The sequence below is a fragment of the Bacillus sp. ZY-1-1 genome, from assembly GCF_003047165.1.
GTDB lineage: Bacteria > Bacillota > Bacilli > Bacillales > Bacillaceae > Bacillus > Bacillus velezensis.
This window is the reverse complement of sequence record NZ_CP027061.1, coordinates 1668809-1687038: the sequence shown is the minus strand read 5'-3', so window position 1 is coordinate 1687038 and position 18230 is coordinate 1668809. Positions and strand designations below refer to the sequence as shown.

The 18230-nt window shown below is 45.8% G+C and carries 18 protein-coding genes and 1 riboswitch; of the genes, 2 read left to right on the top strand and 16 right to left on the bottom strand.

The window, feature by feature from the left end:
* Positions 1-2: 2 nt before the first annotated feature.
* The 10 genes from prsW to C5I45_RS08630 form a co-directional block, all read right to left on the bottom strand.
* Positions 3-659 carry a glutamic-type intramembrane protease PrsW gene (gene prsW / locus C5I45_RS08675; RefSeq protein WP_003153415.1) on the bottom strand — a complete coding sequence of 219 codons (657 nt, stop codon included), beginning with the start codon at positions 657-659 and terminating at the stop codon, positions 3-5.
* 95 nt (positions 660-754) lie between these two features.
* Entirely contained in the window at positions 755-1738 is a 984-nt protein-coding gene (locus tag C5I45_RS08670) for a YpdA family putative bacillithiol disulfide reductase (RefSeq protein WP_024085539.1), read from the bottom strand.
* 105 nt (positions 1739-1843) lie between these two features.
* Positions 1844-3118 (bottom strand): NAD-specific glutamate dehydrogenase, encoded by a 1275-nt coding sequence (gene gudB, locus C5I45_RS08665; protein WP_003153413.1) that lies wholly within the window; start codon positions 3116-3118, stop codon positions 1844-1846.
* 160 nt (positions 3119-3278) lie between these two features.
* A complete protein-coding gene (locus tag C5I45_RS08660) occupies positions 3279-3863 on the bottom strand; it encodes a genetic competence negative regulator (RefSeq protein WP_003153412.1) in 585 nt (194 codons plus the stop codon).
* A gap of 151 nt (positions 3864-4014) precedes the next feature.
* Complete coding sequence (locus C5I45_RS08655) at positions 4015-4803, bottom strand: metallophosphoesterase (protein WP_003153411.1); 789 nt, start codon at positions 4801-4803, stop codon at positions 4015-4017.
* 86 nt (positions 4804-4889) lie between these two features.
* The gene (locus tag C5I45_RS08650) at positions 4890-5348 is read right to left on the bottom strand and encodes a YpbF family protein (RefSeq protein WP_014305320.1); all 459 of its coding nucleotides are present in this window, start codon (positions 5346-5348) and stop codon (positions 4890-4892) included.
* Between the two features lie 68 nt (positions 5349-5416).
* Complete coding sequence (locus C5I45_RS08645; RefSeq protein ID WP_071543347.1) at positions 5417-6187, bottom strand: LysM peptidoglycan-binding domain-containing protein; 771 nt, start codon at positions 6185-6187, stop codon at positions 5417-5419.
* On the bottom strand, positions 6165-6752 hold the full coding sequence (locus C5I45_RS08640) for a CPBP family intramembrane glutamic endopeptidase (RefSeq protein ID WP_014305323.1): 588 nt from the start codon (positions 6750-6752) through the stop codon (positions 6165-6167). The genes C5I45_RS08645 and C5I45_RS08640 overlap by 23 nt, the downstream gene beginning before the upstream one ends.
* A 14-nt stretch (positions 6753-6766) precedes the next feature.
* Entirely contained in the window at positions 6767-8257 is a 1491-nt protein-coding gene (locus tag C5I45_RS08635; protein WP_003153405.1) for a RecQ family ATP-dependent DNA helicase, read from the bottom strand.
* Positions 8250-9308, bottom strand: a complete 1059-nt coding sequence (locus C5I45_RS08630) for a YpbB family protein (protein ID WP_003153404.1) — start codon at positions 9306-9308, stop codon at positions 8250-8252. Before C5I45_RS08630 ends, C5I45_RS08635 begins: the two co-directional genes overlap by 8 nt.
* Positions 9309-9576: 268 nt before the next feature.
* On the opposite strand from C5I45_RS08630, the gene C5I45_RS08625 reads away from it, so the two are divergent.
* The gene (locus C5I45_RS08625) at positions 9577-9825 is read left to right on the top strand and encodes a ferredoxin (RefSeq protein ID WP_003153403.1); all 249 of its coding nucleotides are present in this window, start codon (positions 9577-9579) and stop codon (positions 9823-9825) included.
* Between the two features lie 139 nt (positions 9826-9964).
* Here C5I45_RS08625 and C5I45_RS08620 read toward each other — a convergent pair whose 3' ends face one another.
* Positions 9965-10537, bottom strand: coding sequence for a riboflavin transporter FmnP (locus C5I45_RS08620; protein ID WP_003153402.1), 573 nt, complete (start codon positions 10535-10537; stop codon positions 9965-9967).
* Positions 10538-10684: 147 nt separating this feature from the next.
* Positions 10685-10819: riboswitch (FMN riboswitch) on the bottom strand.
* 206 nt (positions 10820-11025) lie between these two features.
* On the opposite strand from C5I45_RS08620, the gene serA reads away from it, so the two are divergent.
* Entirely contained in the window at positions 11026-12603 is a 1578-nt protein-coding gene (gene serA / locus C5I45_RS08615; RefSeq protein WP_003153401.1) for a phosphoglycerate dehydrogenase, read from the top strand.
* Positions 12604-12649: 46 nt separating this feature from the next.
* Here serA and C5I45_RS08610 read toward each other — a convergent pair whose 3' ends face one another.
* From C5I45_RS08610 to ccsB, 5 genes are all read right to left on the bottom strand, one after another.
* Positions 12650-13711 carry a hypothetical protein gene (locus tag C5I45_RS08610; RefSeq protein WP_025852735.1) on the bottom strand — a complete coding sequence of 354 codons (1062 nt, stop codon included), beginning with the start codon at positions 13709-13711 and terminating at the stop codon, positions 12650-12652.
* Positions 13686-14270, bottom strand: coding sequence for an RNA polymerase sigma factor SigX (gene sigX, locus C5I45_RS08605; protein WP_003153399.1), 585 nt, complete (start codon positions 14268-14270; stop codon positions 13686-13688). The genes C5I45_RS08610 and sigX overlap by 26 nt, the downstream gene beginning before the upstream one ends.
* 190 nt (positions 14271-14460) lie before the next feature.
* Positions 14461-16242: an ATP-binding protein gene (locus tag C5I45_RS08600; protein ID WP_003153398.1), complete on the bottom strand. Its 1782-nt coding sequence runs from the start codon at positions 16240-16242 to the stop codon at positions 14461-14463.
* Complete coding sequence (resD, locus tag C5I45_RS08595; RefSeq protein WP_003153397.1) at positions 16239-16961, bottom strand: DNA-binding response regulator ResD; 723 nt, start codon at positions 16959-16961, stop codon at positions 16239-16241. Before resD ends, C5I45_RS08600 begins: the two co-directional genes overlap by 4 nt.
* Positions 16962-17042: 81 nt before the next feature.
* Complete coding sequence (gene ccsB / locus C5I45_RS08590; protein WP_003153395.1) at positions 17043-18218, bottom strand: c-type cytochrome biogenesis protein CcsB; 1176 nt, start codon at positions 18216-18218, stop codon at positions 17043-17045.
* Positions 18219-18230: the final 12 nt, after the last annotated feature.

Genomic DNA, 18230 nt, shown 5'->3' with positions numbered 1-18230 from the left:
CTTCACACTTGGATCATATTGACGGAGCGTGCTTTTTTTGCCTTTCGCAGCCCGAACCACCATAAAAACAGCATAAACGGCAGCATATAATATACCCAATGATTGAGGGCGGTAAGAATAAAATCGTAAGAACCGTGCAGACATGAAGGCACGGCCAGCGAAATCACAAGCCATTTGACACGGGCTTTTTTCTGCGAAAAGCGGGCTTTTCCGAGATAAAATCCCATAATCACTCCGATCAGCGCATGGCAGGAGACCGGCAGAAGCGCTCTTATAAAAGCATGCTCAACGCCGTGGCCGAATAAATACAGAATATTTTCAAGCGTGGCAAAGCCTAAAGACACACTGGCCCCGTAAACGATTCCGTCATAATGCTCATCAAAATGAGCATGCGGGTACACACTGATCATCAGAACGAACCATTTCACCGATTCTTCCAAAAATCCCGAAGACAAAAACGAAACGAAAAAGCTTCCTCCCCCCACATGCTCTTTTTCAAGAACATATTGGATAAACATGGTCGGAAACACAAGGACAACCCCGAGAAAAAAAGACCTCAGCACCATATGTACAGGTTCATTGTCATACTGATCTTTTAAATAAAAATAGCTTAACAGCGCAATGCCGGGAGCAATTCCTGCAGAGATGATTGCAAACATCAGGCAACCTCTTTCCTTTATATTCCTATATCTATGGTACCATGTTGTTCATATTTTTACATCTTTCAATTTTTTAAAAAAGAGCATATGAATGATCATATGCTCTCTGCACCCAGCCGTTTTGATATTTCGTTTGCGATCAAGCCGCCGTGAAAACGGCCGTTCTCGATAAAAATTTCATTGGCGTTATTTCCAGCCGCAATGACTCCGGCGATAAAAACACCGTCAACATTTGTTTCCATCGTTTCTTCCCGGAAAAACGGCCGGCCTGATTCAGCATCAATCTGCACACCGATTTTTTCGAGGAAACCGTGATCGGGATGGTATCCCGTCATGGCAAATACGAAATCGTTTTTCAGCCGGACCGTCTCATTTCGGCCGGAGCGGAAAATGATTTCATCTTCCGTCACTTCTTCAAGACAAGCGCCGAATTCCATCCGGATTGTGCCGTTTCTGACAAGGGCCTCAAACTCAGGCAGAATCCACGGCTTGATGCTCGGGGAATACTCATGTCCTCTGTAGAGCACCGTGACGCGCGCACCGGACTTCACGAGTTCCAAAGCCGCGTCCACACTTGAGTTTTTCCCACCGATCACAGCAACATCTTTATCAAAATAAGGATGGCCTTCTTTAAAGTAATGAAATACCTTAGGAAGCCCTTCACCCGGTATGTTCATATAATTCGGATGATCATAATATCCTGTCGCAATGATACAAAACGGAGTGAGGTAGCGGTCTTTTGACGTTTCTACAAGAAAACGGCCGTCTTCCTGTTTCGTTACGCGCTCCACCGTTTCAAAGGCGTTTACGCGCAGCTCTTTTCTTCTGACAACCTCTCTGTAGTAAGAGAGAGCCTGTATTCGGACCGGTTTTCTGTTTTCCGTAATAAAGGCGACATCGCCGATCTCCAATTTTTCACTTGAACTGAAAAAAGTTTGGTGGGTCGGATAGTTATAAATGCTGTTTACGACATTCCCTTTTTCGATCACAAGCGCGTTCACGCCAATTTGCTTCAGATGTATAGCCGCCGATAATCCGCAAGGACCTCCGCCTATTATAATTGCTTTTTCTTCTGTCATGTCCTTCAACTCCTGCGATTGGCATTTCCATCATAAGTTTCCACTCATATAAAAAATCTCCTATATTATCATAGGAGATTTTTTTTGTTTATGCAAACGATTGGTTTATATCCAGCCTCTGAAACGCGAAGCCTCAGCCATTTTCCGCACGCCGACCATGTAAGCCGCAAGCCTCATGTCAATCCGGCGGTTTTGGGACATTTCATAAATATTATTAAACGATTTTATCATCATATTTTCCAGTTTTTCCTCGACTTCTTCTTCACTCCAGTAGAAGCCCTGGTTGTTTTGAACCCATTCGAAATAAGAAACCGTTACACCGCCGGCGCTCGCCAGAACATCGGGAACCAGCAGCGTTCCTTTGTCTGTCAGGATTTTCGTTCCTTCCAGTGTCGTCGGTCCGTTTGCCGCTTCTACCACGATTTTCGCTTTGATGCGGTCAGCGTTTTCTTCTGTAATTTGGTTTTCGATCGCCGCCGGGACAAGTATATCACAGTCCAGCTCAAGCAGCTCCTGATTCGTAATGGTGTCATTGAAAAGCTTCGTCACCGTTCCGAAGCTGTCTCTGCGGTCAAGCAGATAATCAATATCAAGACCGTCCGGATCGTAAAGGCCTCCGTACGCGTCAGAAATTCCGACAACTTTCGCGCCGGCGTCATGCATAAACTTGGCCAGATAGCTGCCCGCATTTCCGAAACCTTGTACGACGACGCGCGCGTTCTGAATATCGAGACCTTTTTTCTTGGCCGCTTCTTTTATGCAGATGGTGACGCCTTTTGCCGTCGCTGATTCCCTGCCGTGGGATCCGCCGAGTACAAGCGGTTTTCCCGTAATAAAGCCGGGTGAGTTAAATTCATCAATTCTTGAATATTCATCCATCATCCAAGCCATAATCTGTGAGTTTGTAAATACGTCAGGTGCCGGGACGTCTTTAGTCGGTCCGACAATCTGACTGATTGCTCTTACATATCCCCTGCTCAGCCTTTCAAGCTCTCTGAATGACATATTTCTCGGATCACAAACAATTCCGCCTTTACCACCGCCATAAGGAAGATCAATAATTCCGCATTTTAAACTCATCCAGATGGAAAGTGCTTTCACCTCTTTTTCAGTTACATTCGGGTGAAAACGAATGCCGCCTTTTGTCGGACCTACGGAATCATTGTGCTGCGCACGATAGCCTGTAAATATTTTCACAGACCCGTCATCCATCCGAACAGGAATTTTAACCGTTAATAATCTGAGCGGCTCTTTCAGCAGTTCATACACTTCTTCTGGATACCCCAATTTTTCCAGAGCTTTATGTATTACGGTTTGGGTTGATTTTAATACATCATGTTTGTCTTCTTCATTATGACCGGTGAATCGATCGGCTGCCATTTGAGTTAACCTCCTAAAATCTTCTGTTTCTCTCATGCTCCCTTTCAGTGACTAGTATACACCTTCAATATCTCCGTGCATAGAAGAAAGACAATGATTTTTCCATTATTTCGCTTAAAAAAAGACGGCCGCTGAAAACAGCTGCCGTTTCAAATCTTTTTTATGAAAAATGTTTCTGGATGGTTTCCACAGCATTGCCGTCCATGATGAGTTTTCCGTACTCATGGAGCCTGTAAATCGTAATTGTCGCCGGGTGTCCGTATTCAGCCAGCACCGCGATGACGCCTTCGGCGGAACGGGAGCCGAGGTCTTCAAGGCTTACATAGTATTGGTTCTCATAGTGGTAGACGGTGCCGCCGGTAATCCCGATTCGGTGAAGGCTTCCGGCAAGCTGAATGATATCTTCAAACGAATGGAACTGATAAATAATATCCGGGCTTTCGTCAAGTTTGACCTGCATCTCGATATAATCATCGTCATATTCGTCATCTTCTGCGTCCGCGTCATGATTTTTCGTTACAATCACAACCATACCTTGTGCCTGAAGAGAATATACTTCCACCGCGATCGGACCATTCGCTTCAAAGCCGAGCTCTGTATTTGCTTCATTCATCATATCTTTAAATAACTGGTGGACTTTAAACGAGTCCTTCCAGAGGTCTTCTTTTGTCAGTCCCCGATCAGTCAGATCGTCGAGGGTTAAAAAGATTTTAATCTTATTATAGTTCAGACGCTCAAGCCGCATAATGTTCCCTCCTGCCTCTTCTTGCACACAAATCATATAACACAGTATATGAATAAATGAGTCATAGGTTCTTAATTTGTTATCAGTTTACACCGTGTACAGCGGGAAGACAAGCAGAATGCCGTTTTTTATCACCGCGGCCGGATTTGTTTCAGGAAAACGGCTCATCCGGTCCGCACAGCGTAATCATATGCGTCTCCGGCTTCGCCCCGAGCCTCAGCGGAACTTTTGTCGTCCCGTAGCCGTTGCTGATTAGATAATGCGCTTTTTTTACCGTTCCCGTCCCGCCCAATTCGTACGGCCCGAACCGGCCGAAACGGATTTGGCCGCCATGCGTATGGCCGCTGAACACAGCGTCAATCCCGTCTGACTCCCTCATCTGCTCATGGATGTCGGGGTTATGGCAAAGCAGGAGGTTTACTTTATCAGCATCCGTATATCTGATTGCAGCTTCGTAATCATCCATCATCATCCTGATATCATCCACCCCGCAGATCGTAACGGTTTCCCCTTTATAAGCAAACTGAACCGATTCATTTCTCAGCGGAATCACTTTGTATGCCCGTAAAAGTGAGAGCAATTTTTGCTGGCTGACCTCGTAATCATTATTTCCCCACACATAAATGACAGGCGCGAGAGCCGTCAGACGTTTGATGTTTTCTTCAATTCTGGCGTAAGGAACTCCGCCCTCCGCCAAATCACCGCCGAGCAAAACGGCATCCGGCTTATAAACTGCCGCTTCGCGGAGAAGCTTTTCATCAATTAAACGGCGGTGCACGTCAGATATAAAGAAGATGGTGAGCGGCTTCATCCCTTTCATTTTATCAAGCGTAAATGTATGTGTTTTCAGATGGCTGCCGTTTGCCGTTTTGTACATGACGGCCGCCATAACCGCAGCCGCTCCCGCCAATGAGCCGAGAATTCCCGCTGTTAGCTTCATAAACGCACTCTCCATTCTGTCATTGTCTTACATTAGACGGACAAACAAAAAAAGACGTTTCTATCCTTTCCGGAAAACGCCTCATTTTATTTGCTTTCAAAATAAAGATTGATATCATACCGATGTTTCATCAAATGAAAAACAGATTCTCTCGCCCTCCATTTTTCAGGCTGGGGCCATAAATCCGTGCTTTTTTGGATAATTTCACATCTCAGTTTATGAAATTCACCCTCAGCTTTTTCTTCCTTTTTTTTAAAATAATAAGAAGTGCAATACGCAAAAGCGGAAGCCATAATCCAGCACAAATAAACCGTATGGCCTAATATTTCCTGCAGGATCAGCTGCGGAGAGGCTTGGGGGGCGTTAAAGCTTTTAAACATCAGCAGTATGCACATCAGGGAAAAACAAACGAGGGACGCCCACTGCCATCTTCGGCACTGTGCGGCATAATTTTCGTATTTTAATTTCCGTTTCACCAGCGCCTGAAGCATTTGTTTCGTCGGTCCGTCAGCAAATCGGTCTAATTGCCTCCATAAAGAATCCATGCGCTTCACACCTTGTCCGTTTTCATTGGTACACTATATGAAAAACGCGGTGAAAACATGCATTTATTTTAATCAGACAGCGGAATGTTCAGAACCTGGCCGGTGTACACGTCGTTTCCGTTTAATCCGTTGTAGCTGCGGATTTTTTCTTCGCCCGCCCGGCTTTTATAATATTTCATTGAAATGCGGTAAAGCGTTTCTTTCGGCTGTACAGTATGCTGTACGGTCCGCATTTTTTTCGGGACAGTCCCGGCTTGATCACTCGCGGCAGCCGGAGCCGCTTTTTCACGGACAGCCGGCGGAGACTGCTGTTTTGTCTCCGCGTATTCGGTGTCTGTCGGCTTTACTTGTTTTTCTGAGGACGTTTCCGTTTTTTCAGGTGTTTTTTCACTTGGTTTTTCTTTTGTTTTTTCAGATGCAGCCGCTTCTTTCTTATCTTTGTCGTCAGACTTTTTTTTCGGTTGTTCTAAAAGAGCGGTTTCTGACGTATCTTTCTGAGCGCCTTTCGGAATAACGGCAGGCGCGCTTTCACTGTGGTCTATGAAGACATCTTCATAGTCCTTCGGGTCAAATCTGCTGCTGTTCGTCATATAAAGAAGACCGAAAAAGACACCGATTGTTACGATAATGAACAGGACGGTCAGAAAAGTGAACAGCGGCGTTTTTGTTTTGGTTTTTTCCTTCACCTGCTCTTCCTTTTTTTTACGCTCCTCTTTTACAGATTGTCTTGTCGGGAGGCTGTCTTCAAGATATTCAATTTGTTCATCCGCGGCCGCGGCAACCTGCTGCTCGGCACGCAGCTGAGCTTTTCTTCTTTCAACTCTTGACATTTCCGTCATGCAAACCCCTCCTAACATATTGAAAACGGATCTGACAGGCAAATACCGCATCAATAATAAAATGCGCTGTAACCGGAACGAATAAATTGCCGGTCCATTCATAGATAAGCCCCAGCAAAAGACTGATGCCCGCAACCATCATAAACAGAAGCCACTTCGCCAAGTATCTGAAATGAAGCACGGTAAAAATGAAGCTGGCGGCCCATAAGCCGATATGTGTCTGCAGAACGCCTCTGAACAAAATCTCTTCGCTGAACGAAATGAGAAGCGTCAAAAACAAAATGTGCAGAACCGGCCTGTTCTTAAAAAGCAATACATTAATGCCGCCGTCATCATATAAATGCGAAGGACACCACTTCATCACCGCCAGATCGGCAAAAATGACAAGGACGGCAAGAGTTACACCGTACCATATGATATTATCGTCACGTATATGCCACAGCTTTAAAAAATCGTGAATGTCGGTGAAAAAGAAAAAGCCGATAACAGCTGAAACCGCCAATATGAGCAATTGGGTGGCATACAGCTGTATCACAATCTCCCGGTCTGAGAGCTGCTGGATCAATTCGCTTTGCCGTCTCAGCTGAACTCACCCGCAGACTCTGAACCGAAAATCCGGCCTAATTCCAGCTTCCAATCTTCAAACCGTTCCATGTTTTTCCGTTCTCCTTTTTGCTCGTACGGAGCCAGATCAAGTCCGCAGCTGCTGCAGCATTGTCCGGTTTGGCCTTCAGGCTCATACGATTCATCAAAATAAGACAGCAGCGCTTTTCTTATACATTCTTTCCGCTCTAATAACGCCGAAAAACGGTTCATTTTACGCAGCTTCTTTTCCACGCGGTATGTCAGTTCTTCCTGCAGCTGCTCTTTTGTGGTTTTTCCTTGCAGATACAGATGGACGGCCGTTCGCGCCTGTGTTTCCTGGACGCCTTTATTGATCAGAACGTCCCGAAGCTTTCGCTCATCATCCGTACCGGCATCCCGTATGACGGCCAAAATGCCTTCCAGATCATAATCAGACAGGCTTTCTGTCTGAATAATCTGCTGCTGAAGCTCGGTATCGCCGGGCGCCCTCAGCAAAATACTGACACTCGGGCTGCCGTCGCGTCCCGCTCTGCCGATTTCCTGCATAAAGGCCTCAGCCGTTTGGGGAGGATAAAAGTGAATGACAAAGCGGATATCTGACTTATCCACACCCATGCCGAACGCATTGGTACAGCAGATGCAATCAAGCTGGTTATGGATAAATTGCTGCTGGATCAAGATTCTGTCCCCTGTATCCATACCGCCGTGATAATAATCCGTCCGCTTTCCCGTTTTTTCATTCAGCTCAGCCGCAAGCTCTTCCGCCCATTTTCTGGTCGGACAATATATGATACCGGGGCCTTCAAGCTTTTCGGCAAGCTCCGTGAGCCTGCTTATTTTTTCGGCATTATCAGCCAAATGTTCTGCCGCCAGGAGAATATTCGGCCGGTTGACTGAATAAAGATGACGCACCGCATGCTCAAGTCCGAGCACATCCGTCACGTCTCTGAGCGTTTCTTTTGTCGCTGTTGCAGTCAGCGCCAATACAGGCGGCTTTCCGAGTGCCTGTCTGAAAGGCCCGAGCTTCGAATAATCAGGCCTGAAATCATGTCCCCATTCCGATATGCAATGAGCCTCATCAATAACAAATAAACTGACCGGAACGTTTTTCAAACGGTTCAGTACATAAGGTGAAGAAAGGGCTTCAGGAGACATATAGAGAAATTTATACCGGCTGATGTTGCTGAGAATAAAATGCCGCTCTGCGGAATTCAGCATGCTGTTTAATGCCGCAACCCGCTTTTCTCCTTTTGCTTTCAGCTGCTGCACCTGATCTTCCATTAATGAAAGAAGCGGTGAAATAATCAGCACCAGCCCGTCCATCATGTAACCCGGGAGCTGATAGCATAATGATTTCCCCCCGCCGGTCGGAAGCATGGCGATCGTATCCTTTTTTTGGAGCACGCTAGTCATAATCTCTTCCTGCCCTTTTTTAAAGGAATGCAAACCAAAATATCTGGATAAAGCTTTATGCAGCTCAGTCATGCTGATTCACCGTCTTTGCCAGCGCCAGCCTGATCTGGAAATAGCTGAAGCGCATCTGCATTCCTTCGCGAATCCGTTTAATTTTATTTGTTTGATGCTGTTTTGCAAATGCCGTTATCATACGCTGTTCCTCTTCAGAAAGATACTGTTCTATAAAAAATGCAGGCTGATGCAATGATATTTCTACGATATGATCTTCGATTGTGGCGGTTTTTAAATTTCTGACCGCGGCGATCCGTTCAATCGGAAACCCTTTTTCCAACAGCTCAAAGGTTTTTCTGGCAGACTGTGTCAGCGCGCTTTCCGCCTGCAGATCGGACAACAGCTCGCGCAGAGCGGGATATGCACATTGCGGAAGCGATTGAATAACATAATGTACCGCTCCCCAAAACTGGACGGACACATACCATTCATCTTCGTTCAGCTGGAGAGCGAGCTGCTTATTCGTTTTGCCGATTCTGTTGAATGAAGTTAAAGAATAGACAAAAATAAGCGCCTGCCTTTCACTTACGCCTTGCAGAAGCTGAAACAGCGCGTCGTGCATTTGGACGGAAAGCTCTTTAGCATCTCTGTTTTTCCGCATGAACCATTTGACCCATCTCAGCGTCTGCACATCGTTGGTAACCGGGATATATTGACTGCATTGATGCTCTTTGTTTGACAGGACTTGAATGAGCAGGGAAAGCCGCCTCCACAGGATGACGGCAGGCGTTTGATAATTTGCGCCGTGGCAGTGCTTCGGCCAAGGCCGCTCAGCAAACGCCCGTTCAAGCCTTTGAACGCCGCGCGCAGTCACTTTCCACGTTCCCTCTTCTTTTCCGGCTGTGATGTATGAGTTCTCGGTGAGTCTATGCATAGAAGCCGCAATATCGCCGCGTTCACACTGTGAAGCCATGCCGAAATATTTAGCGATCTGAAATAAGCCGGCATCCTGAATGGTTTGAGACGACTTTTTTCCTTTTAATAAATGAAACACAGCACTCGGAGTCCGTTCGCCGTCTATTTTGTCCAGACAGTCGAGAACCACGGTATCAAAGTAGTTTATCGCCAATCTAAACACACCTACATTTCTTTTGTGACAAGTTTCGTTTTTTGGTTCTTTTTATTTTAACAGATTTTCATATAAATTTGACGTTTAAAGTCATCTTTTAGGGGGAAGTGCTAAAGAGAATCCCTTATGTGATAAGCATTCTCAATCATTTTTCTGTTGAAATTTGACACTAACATCATTACAATAAGTAAGAGGAATAGGTGTTATATTTAAAAATATATAAGGTAAACCATTTGTTCCAACACGAACAATCTGGGAGGTTTTATTCATGGCAAAGTACACAATTGTAGATAAAGATACGTGTATTGCATGCGGCGCCTGCGGAGCTGCGGCACCAGACATTTATGATTATGATGATGAAGGCATTGCGTTCGTTACGCTTGACGAAAATAAAGGTGTCGTCGAAGTTCCGGAAGTTCTGGAAGAAGATATGATTGACGCATTTGAAGGATGCCCTACTGATTCAATCAAAGTTGCGGATGAACCGTTCGAAGGCGACCCGCTGAAATACGAATAAAAAAGCCCTCCCCGTGAGAGGAGCTTTTTCGTCCTGAATAAGACTCCGGCTGTTATCGGCCGGAGTCTTATTTTTTTGCCGATCAGCACAAACAAAAAAAGCGTCCGGCTGTTCTTCACAGAGCGGACGCTTTAAGCCTTTATTGTGTTTGGATGCTGCGTTTTTGTTCAATCCAAGGTTTCAGCTTCGTAAAGATGAACGTAAAGACGATGGTGATGATAATGCCTTTTACAATGTTAAACGGCAGAATTCCTGCGACAACCGCCGTTTTCAACTGGCTGTTTGACAATGCCGGTGAATGTAAAAACCAAGTATACGCGGGCAGGATAAGAATATAGTTCAAAATACTCATCAGCACGGTCATCGCCGCGGTTCCGGCCAGCAGGCTCACCGCAAGGCCTTTTGCAGAATTGAGCTTTTTAAACATAAACGCCGTCGGCAGAATAAACAGCGTTCCCGCGATAAAATTGGCTGCCTGCCCGACAGGCACGCCGGCCATGCTTCCTTGAATGATATACTGCAGAATATTTTTAATCGCTTCAACCGCAATCCCCGCCGCAGGCCCGTAAACCAAAATGGCGATAATTGCAGGAACGTCACTGAAATCAATTTTCAAGTAATCCGGCAGCCCCGGAAACGGGAAATTTAACAGCATAAGCACAAACGCAATACTGCTAAGCATACTGATGACAACTAATTTTTTTACTTTCACAATGCTCTCTCCTTTTCGATCAAATCTCTCGAAAAGAGGAAAGGTTCTTTTGCGCCCCAATAAAAAAACCGCTTTTGTTAAAAAGCGGGAGCTTACTAAGGCTTGGCAAAGAAACGTTTGATATAAGCATCAAAACGTCTGCTGAACCTCCATCTTCTCCCATCCAGACTATACTGTCGGCTCCGGAATCTCACCGGATCCTGCCGCCGAAGCAGCTCGCGGGCTTAGAGCATGACGCTCATCACCGCCGGTAGGGAATTTCACCCTGCCCCGAAGATTGATCTTATGAATTTATTCACATTATATATGATCAAATTGTAATTGTATAGAGAACTGCTCAAATTTAAATAAAATATTGGGGAAGCCCAATTTCAGCTGATTCAGCGGTTTCCTTTTCTCCTTTACTGCGTCAATACACATTGACACTCTATTGAGAATATGATAAATTATCAGATATTTAGTCAGCTAAACTAGGAGGAAATCTAACAATGTTTCGAGTTTTGGTCTCAGATAAGATGAGCAATGACGGCTTAAAGCCGCTGATGGAATCAGACTTTATAGAAATTGTTCAAAAAAACGTCGCGGATGCAGAAGATGAATTACATACCTTTGATGCCCTGTTAGTCCGCAGTGCCACAAAAGTAACCGAAGAATTGTTTAAAAAGATGACTTCTTTAAAAATCGTCGGCAGAGCCGGTGTCGGCGTAGACAACATCGACATTGATGAGGCCACAAAACATGGAGTTATCGTGATAAACGCGCCGAATGGAAACACCATTTCAACGGCAGAGCATACATTCGCGATGATTTCTTCATTAATGAGACACATCCCGCAAGCCAATATCTCAGTAAAATCAAGAGAATGGAACCGGACGGCTTTTGTCGGGGCGGAGCTCTACGGAAAGACTTTAGGCATTGTCGGTCTGGGCCGGATCGGAAGCGAGATTGCCCAGCGCGCCAGAGCGTTCGGTATGACGGTTCATGTATTCGATCCTTTCTTAACCGAAGAGAGAGCCGGCAAAATCGGCGTAAACAGCCGGACATTCGAAGAAGTGCTTGAAAGCGCGGATATCATTACCGTCCACACGCCTTTAACAAAGGAAACAAAAGGATTGCTTAACAGAGAAACCATTGCCAAAACGAAAAAAGGCGTCCGTCTTATCAACTGCGCAAGAGGCGGCATTATTGATGAAGCGGCGCTTTTGGAAGCGCTGGAAAGCGGCCATGTCGCAGGCGCTGCCCTTGACGTGTTTGAAGTGGAACCGCCAGTTGAATCAAAGCTTCCCGACCATCCGCTGGTGATCGCCACACCTCACTTAGGCGCTTCAACGAAAGAAGCACAGCTGAATGTCGCGGCACAGGTTTCTGAAGAAGTGCTGCAGTTTGCAAAAGGTCTGCCTGTCATGTCAGCGATCAACCTGCCTGCGATGACAAAAGATGAATTCAAAAAAATCCAGCCTTATCACCAAATTGCCGATAAAATCGGAAGTCTCGTGTCACAATGTATGAAGGAACCCGTCAAAGATGTTGCGATTCAATATGAAGGCACCATCGCCAAACTTGAAACATCATTTATTACAAAAAGCCTGCTGTCCGGTTTCTTAAAACCGCGTGTAGACTCAACGGTTAATGAAGTAAACGCCGGCGGTGTAGCAAAAGAACGCGGTATCAGCTTCAGCGAGAAGATTTCCTCCAATGAATCAGGATATGATAACTGCATCAGCGTAAAAGTAACCGGAGACCGGAGCACATTTACGTTAACGGCTACGTATATCCCTCACTTCGGTGAACGAATCGTTGAACTGAACGGCTTTAATATTGACTTAAATCCTGCCGGCCACCTCGTTTATATCCAGCACCAGGATACGACTGGTGTAATCGGACGCGTCGGACGCATCCTCGGCGATAACGATATCAATATCGCTACCATGCAGGTGGGCCGTAAAGAAAAAGGCGGAGAAGCCATTATGATGCTTTCTTTTGATAAACATTTAGATGATAAAGTCGTCAATGAGCTGACTTCGGTTCAGGATATTGTTTCCGTTAAACTGATTGACCTTCCGTAACCAACAGAAAACCCAAAACATTCATATGTTTTGGGTTTTTTTACGTTTAATGGGTCGGAAGCGGATTAGGCGCGGCAGGCACAGCAATCGGTTTTGTCACATCATAATTACCGATTTTCTTTGCGTGCGCATGTGTGAACAGCACCTCAGAATAACCGAATTCCTTCGCGGTTAACAAAAGCCCTTCGATCATTAAAATGCCTTCCAGCGAATCTTCAGCTTTATGTTTTTCGGACAATTGGATCCGCAGCTGCTCGCCGTCTTCCCTTTCCGATACCGATGCAATCGCATCTGCTTCTATAATGCTCGCGGTCTGTGCGCCTCCGTCTGTTGTCTTCATCCCGTCAATAGCCTGATATACTGAATAATAGGTTTGTTCAGACGGGATGAGATACTCTTGTCCCAGACTGTCGCTGTAAGAAAAATACGCCCGGTTTGACTGTTTATGTACGGACATCTCAGCGGAAATGCCGTAAGATTTATAAAAATCCTGTCCGTCTCCGTTTTGAACCTTTTTCAATTTAATCCGCTCGTAAGGACTCCATGTCAAAGTCTCTTTCAGCATCTTTTTCAATAAATCAGAATCGGCAGCTGATTCGATAGAAAGACGTCCGTTTACCTGCACAAGCAAATCCTTCTTATCCGCCGTTACCTGCACACCGTCCAAAAGGTTCGGCACAGAGAGGAAAGATTCGGGCACTTCTAAGTTTTCTGCATCAGATAATGCCTCTGAAACCGATTCGTCAGGCTTCTTTTTTTCAAAACTGACCGGAATGACGGCGGATGTATCTGAATCGGCAAACGCCAAAGTAATGTAATTGTTTTTGTTTTCGTTAGAAACGACAAACGTCTTCTGATCCGGCTTGACAGCAGCTGACTGACTGGCTTTTTCAGCTTGACCGCTGTCAGCTGTAAGATCACCGGCAGATTTGTTTGTCATCAGGTGAGGAGAAATAATCAGAGCGATGCACAATGCGCAGATGCCGGCTGCGGCGGGGCCGATCCAGCTTCGGGCCGGTTTTTTCCTGTACGGTTTACCCGTTTCAATATTCCGGTAAATGGCCTCGGGTGAACGATGATCTCTAACCGCCGGAAGTTGTCTTAACAACTCCTCTACTCTTTCTTCGTTCCAATATGACTTCATCATCCATTAGCTCCTCCCTCAAAAGCTCCATCTGTTTCCGAAGTATTTTGAGCCCTCTGTGTTGGGTCGTTTTGACTTTGCTTTCCGAGAAGCGGAGAGCGGCGGCTGTTTCCTGAATGGAATATCCCTGAATAAATCTCAAGATAATAACAGCTCTTTGATCAATGGTGCAATGATCAAGCGCGGTATAAATTTCCCGGACATTTTCATGCTGTACGGCGAGTTCGTCCGGAAGCAAATGCTGATCTCTGACATCTTGTGTATCCCAATCAAACGTACCCATAATACGCTGTCTGATCGTCTGCTGCTTGCGGAACCAGTCAATCGCCACATGGCGTGCGATGGACAACAGCCATGTTTTTTCACTGCTTCTTCCTTCAAATGTATGATAGGAATTCAAGACGCGGATATACACTTCCTGCGTCAAATCTTCAGCCTGCGACTTATCTTTTACCATATAAAATAAAAATTGATATAAATCTTGATGGTATGCATCGTATAATATCTGAAAGGTTTCTTCCATGGGAAACCCCTCCGTTCACTTTTTTGTCGTAAAAATGCGTTGAAAAGTTACATTACAACTATATTACGAGAAACTGGAATTTGGAAGGAAATTTATATTAACATATTCTTAAATTTTTAAAGGAGAAAAAAACAAAAAACACCCGCATGTTCTGCGGGTGTTTCGTATGGAACAAGATTGTTCGTCAATTTCAGACGTCATCCTGCGCTTTTGTCGGAATATAAAATGTAAACGTCGTCCCTTTGTCGATGCTGCTGTGAACCGCAATTGAGCCGCCGTGGGCTTCCACGATATTTTTTACGATGGCGAGTCCGAGTCCGGTCCCTGCCCTGCCTCTTGTTCTTGCTTTGTCCGCTTTATAAAAACGTTCAAAAATAAAAGGCAGGTCCTCTTCCGGTATTCCCGAGCCGGAATCTTTGATATCGATTTTCAGTCCGTCTTTTACGGTATGAGCCGCGATATGAACGTTTCCGCCTGACTCCGTATGGCGCAGCGCATTATCTATAAGGTTGGTAAACACCTGTTCCATTTTGTCTTCGTCAAAGACACACTCCGGCTGAGACACCGAGATGTCCTCTGTGAGCGAAACGCCTTTTTCCTTCGCTACACCGGAAAATTTGCGGGAGATCTTCTCCAGAAATTCATGCAGGTTTACCGTTTCATAGCGCAGACCCGTATGTCCGGATTCCATTCTGGCCAAATCCAGTAAATCATTGACGAGCCGGCCCATACGAAGAGATTCATCATAAATGATCTGCGCGATTTCTTTTTTCTCCTCTTCGGTGCTTGCAATGTCGTCCACTATCGCTTCACTGTATCCCTGCAGCATAGAAATCGGGGTTCTGAGCTCATGACTGACATTGGCAATGAAGTCTTCACGCAATTTATCCAGCCTGCGCTCTTCGGTCATATCACGGAGCACGGCCACGGCGCCGCGGACGTGTGATTCCGCATAAAGAGGCGACATCAATAAAACCCATGACCTTCCTTGAAGCGTCATTTCAATCATTTGCTCTTTTTCCGTGTTCACTGCATTTTGAAACAGCTCTTTTGCTTCAGGGGGAAGGTTGTCTCCTTCTTTAATGTTCATGTTCTGCTCATAATACCATGCCTGCAGAAAACGTTCGGCCGGCGGGTTGGTCACCAAAATGGTGCCGTCGATATTAATGGTGATGACCCCGTCTGCCATACTGCTTAAAATATTGGACAGCTGTTCTTTTTCCTGATTCAGCGCGTTAATATGGAAATTGAGCTGCCGTCCCATCTGATTAAAGGCAATGGCCAGTTCCCCGATTTCATCTTGGGTCAGAATCGGAATTTTTGTATCAAACTTTCCTTTCGCCAAGTCTTGGGCGCCTTCCCGCATTTTCCGAAGGGGATATGTCACCCTGCTGGATAAAAAGAATGCGAAAAACGTTGTCAAGACGATGGCAATGCCCGCCGCAAGAAAAATATAGCGTGTCGTATGTTTCGTCGTATCTTTGACGGCAAGCAGCGATTGGGATAAAAAGACCATGCCTTTTTTGCCGTCTTTTTCATAGGGCACTCCGACGATCAGCCGTTCATTATCCGAACCGGCATTTTTGGGGACCGCGCGTTTGCTTACTTTATTGCGGTCTGTCAGCGCCTTGTGCAGATCCCGGTCATGTTTAATCTGCTCTAATGTAATAGAGGATAAATGATTATCGTCATTGGGCGAATACCAGACATGCTTATCATCCTGAATGATCGCGATGCTCGTTAAATTGTCCGCCAGTTCCCACGTGATGGATCTGGCAAGCGGCTGGTCTTCATGATTTTCTATTATGACCGCAATTTTATCGGCAAGCTGCGTTAAATCTTTTTCCGCTTCTTCAACGTGGTAATTTTCTATAAATTCCAGAAGCAGCACCGTTAAAATAAATAAAACAATTAACACGAGTGAAAGAATGGTAAACCAAAGCTTTCCTACTACGCTTTTCCAAAACTTCATTCAGCGCCTACCTCAAATTTGTATCCGACTCCCCAGACGGTGACGATTTTTTTCGCCGCTCCCGGGGACACTTTGTTTAATTTTTCACGGAGCCGTTTGACATGAGTGTCCACTGTTCTGAGGTCTCCGAAAAATTCATACTGCCACACTTCTTTTAAAAGCTTTTCCCTGTCGTACACTTTGTCCGGTGTTTTCGCCAGAAAGTACAGCAGTTCATATTCCTTCGGCGTCAGGCTCACCTCCGTGCCGTCCGCAGTCACCCTGTGAGCATCATGATCAATGGATAGATGCGAGAAGACGAGCACATTTTTTGTCGGGGTATTGGCTGTCAGATAAGATGTTTGGGAAGCCCTTCTTAAAAGCGCCTTTACCCGAAGCACCACTTCTCTCGGGCTGAAAGGCTTGACGATATAATCGTCCGTACCCGCTTCAAATCCCTGGACGCGGTTGGCTTCTTCCCCTTTTGCCGTCAGCATGATAATCGGGGTCGCTTTTTTTTCTCTGAGCTGCCGGCATACTTCTATTCCGTCCGTTCCCGGCATCATTAAATCCAAGAGCACCAGATCATAATCTGATGCCAGCCCCATTTTAATGGCCTCGTCTCCGTTTTCCGCTTCTTCAATCACATAGTTTTCCCGTTCAAGGTACATTCTTAAAAGGCGTCGAATTCTGGCTTCATCATCTACTACTAATATTTTAGTTTCATTTGTTTGATCCATCGTTTTCCCCCTGCTTTCCTTCTGTTACTTTCATTTTAACAAACTGTGCGGCAGCTTGAGAACTGTATCGGCTTTTTGCATCTATGCGTACGAATGAAGTCCGGCAAGCACAAGATTCACAAAAATTAAGTTAAACATAATAATGGCGAAGCCGATGACGGCAAGCCACGCGGACTTTTCGCCATGCCAGCCTCTTGACAGCCGCAAGTGCAAATACGCTGCGTAAAATAGAAAAGTGATCAGCGCCCACACTTCCTTCGGGTCCCAGCCCCAAAAACGCGTCCATGCAAGCTGCGCCCAAATCATCGCAAACACAAGCGCGCCGAGTGTGAATACCGGAAAACCGATGGAAACAGCGCGGTAGCCGACTTCATCGACCAAGTCCAGATTCACATTTTTGACGAGCGGGCTTATAAGAGCGCTGATTCTCTTTCTGAATATCAGCCTGAGCGCCCCGTATAAAACGAGACCTGCGCCAAACGACCAGATCACCGTATTGACCTTTCTGCCTGAAAAAATGGCCGGAAGCTCAATAAGCGGCTTCATTGCGCCTTCCGTAAGCAGTTCTCCGTCATGCGGGCCGACAAGCGCAGGCATATCATATATCATCACGCTTTTAGCCTCTTTCTTATCCACCCAATTAAATTCTGCTTTGTAGTCCGCCAGCCGGAATGCCGACGTGACGGCGATAAATGCCACGGTCGTCACGAGTATAAACATGATGACTTCAAGCCAGAACGTTTTTTTGCCCGGTCTGGATTGGTCGACATGCTTTAACAGGAAAATGACGCCGGCTACAAAACTGATCGCAAGAATCGCCTGCCCGAGCGCCGCAGTCGTGACGTGAATGTACAGCCAATTGCTCTGCAGTGACGGAATAAGCGGCGTGATGTCTGTCGGAAACATGCTTGCATATGCGATAAGCAAAAGCGCGATAGACAATGTGAACATGCCTAATGAAGGCAGTCTGTAAATAAAGTAAATAATAATAAAAGCGAGAACAAGCATCATGCCGAATGACGTCGTAAATTCAAACATATTGCTGACAGGCGCATGTCCGCTTGCCGACCATCTCGCAATGAAGTAGCCGAGATGACAAAGAAATCCGAAAATGGTTAACGTGATTCCGATAGCCGACCAGCGGCCCTTACCGTCCTTCGCACCTTTTGTTCCCCGGATGGCGCCGCCGAAAACCGGGACGGCAATTAAATAAATCAAAAAGGCAGCATAAAGAAAATTTGCGCTCAGCTCCGCCATGACACCACTCCT

Excerpts from the sequence above, each read along its gene's own strand:
- prsW (WP_003153415.1), bottom strand. The coding sequence starts at position 659 with ATGTTTGCAATCATCTCTGCAGGAATTGCTCCCGGCATTGCGCTGTTA.
- C5I45_RS08670 (WP_024085539.1), bottom strand. The coding sequence starts at position 1,738 with ATGACAGAAGAAAAAGCAATTATAATAGGCGGAGGTCCTTGCGGATTA.
- gudB (WP_003153413.1), bottom strand. The coding sequence starts at position 3,118 with ATGGCAGCCGATCGATTCACCGGTCATAATGAAGAAGACAAACATGAT.
- C5I45_RS08660 (WP_003153412.1), bottom strand. The coding sequence starts at position 3,863 with ATGCGGCTTGAGCGTCTGAACTATAATAAGATTAAAATCTTTTTAACC.
- C5I45_RS08655 (WP_003153411.1), bottom strand. The coding sequence starts at position 4,803 with ATGAAGCTAACAGCGGGAATTCTCGGCTCATTGGCGGGAGCGGCTGCG.
- C5I45_RS08650 (WP_014305320.1), bottom strand. The coding sequence starts at position 5,348 with ATGGATTCTTTATGGAGGCAATTAGACCGATTTGCTGACGGACCGACG.
- C5I45_RS08645 (WP_071543347.1), bottom strand. The coding sequence starts at position 6,187 with ATGACGGAAATGTCAAGAGTTGAAAGAAGAAAAGCTCAGCTGCGTGCC.
- C5I45_RS08635 (WP_003153405.1), bottom strand. The coding sequence starts at position 8,257 with ATGACTGAGCTGCATAAAGCTTTATCCAGATATTTTGGTTTGCATTCC.
- C5I45_RS08625 (WP_003153403.1), top strand. The coding sequence starts at position 9,577 with ATGGCAAAGTACACAATTGTAGATAAAGATACGTGTATTGCATGCGGC.
- serA (WP_003153401.1), top strand. The coding sequence starts at position 11,026 with ATGTTTCGAGTTTTGGTCTCAGATAAGATGAGCAATGACGGCTTAAAG.
- sigX (WP_003153399.1), bottom strand. The coding sequence starts at position 14,270 with ATGGAAGAAACCTTTCAGATATTATACGATGCATACCATCAAGATTTA.
- C5I45_RS08600 (WP_003153398.1), bottom strand. The coding sequence starts at position 16,242 with ATGAAGTTTTGGAAAAGCGTAGTAGGAAAGCTTTGGTTTACCATTCTT.
- resD (WP_003153397.1), bottom strand. The coding sequence starts at position 16,961 with ATGGATCAAACAAATGAAACTAAAATATTAGTAGTAGATGATGAAGCC.
- ccsB (WP_003153395.1), bottom strand. The coding sequence starts at position 18,218 with ATGGCGGAGCTGAGCGCAAATTTTCTTTATGCTGCCTTTTTGATTTAT.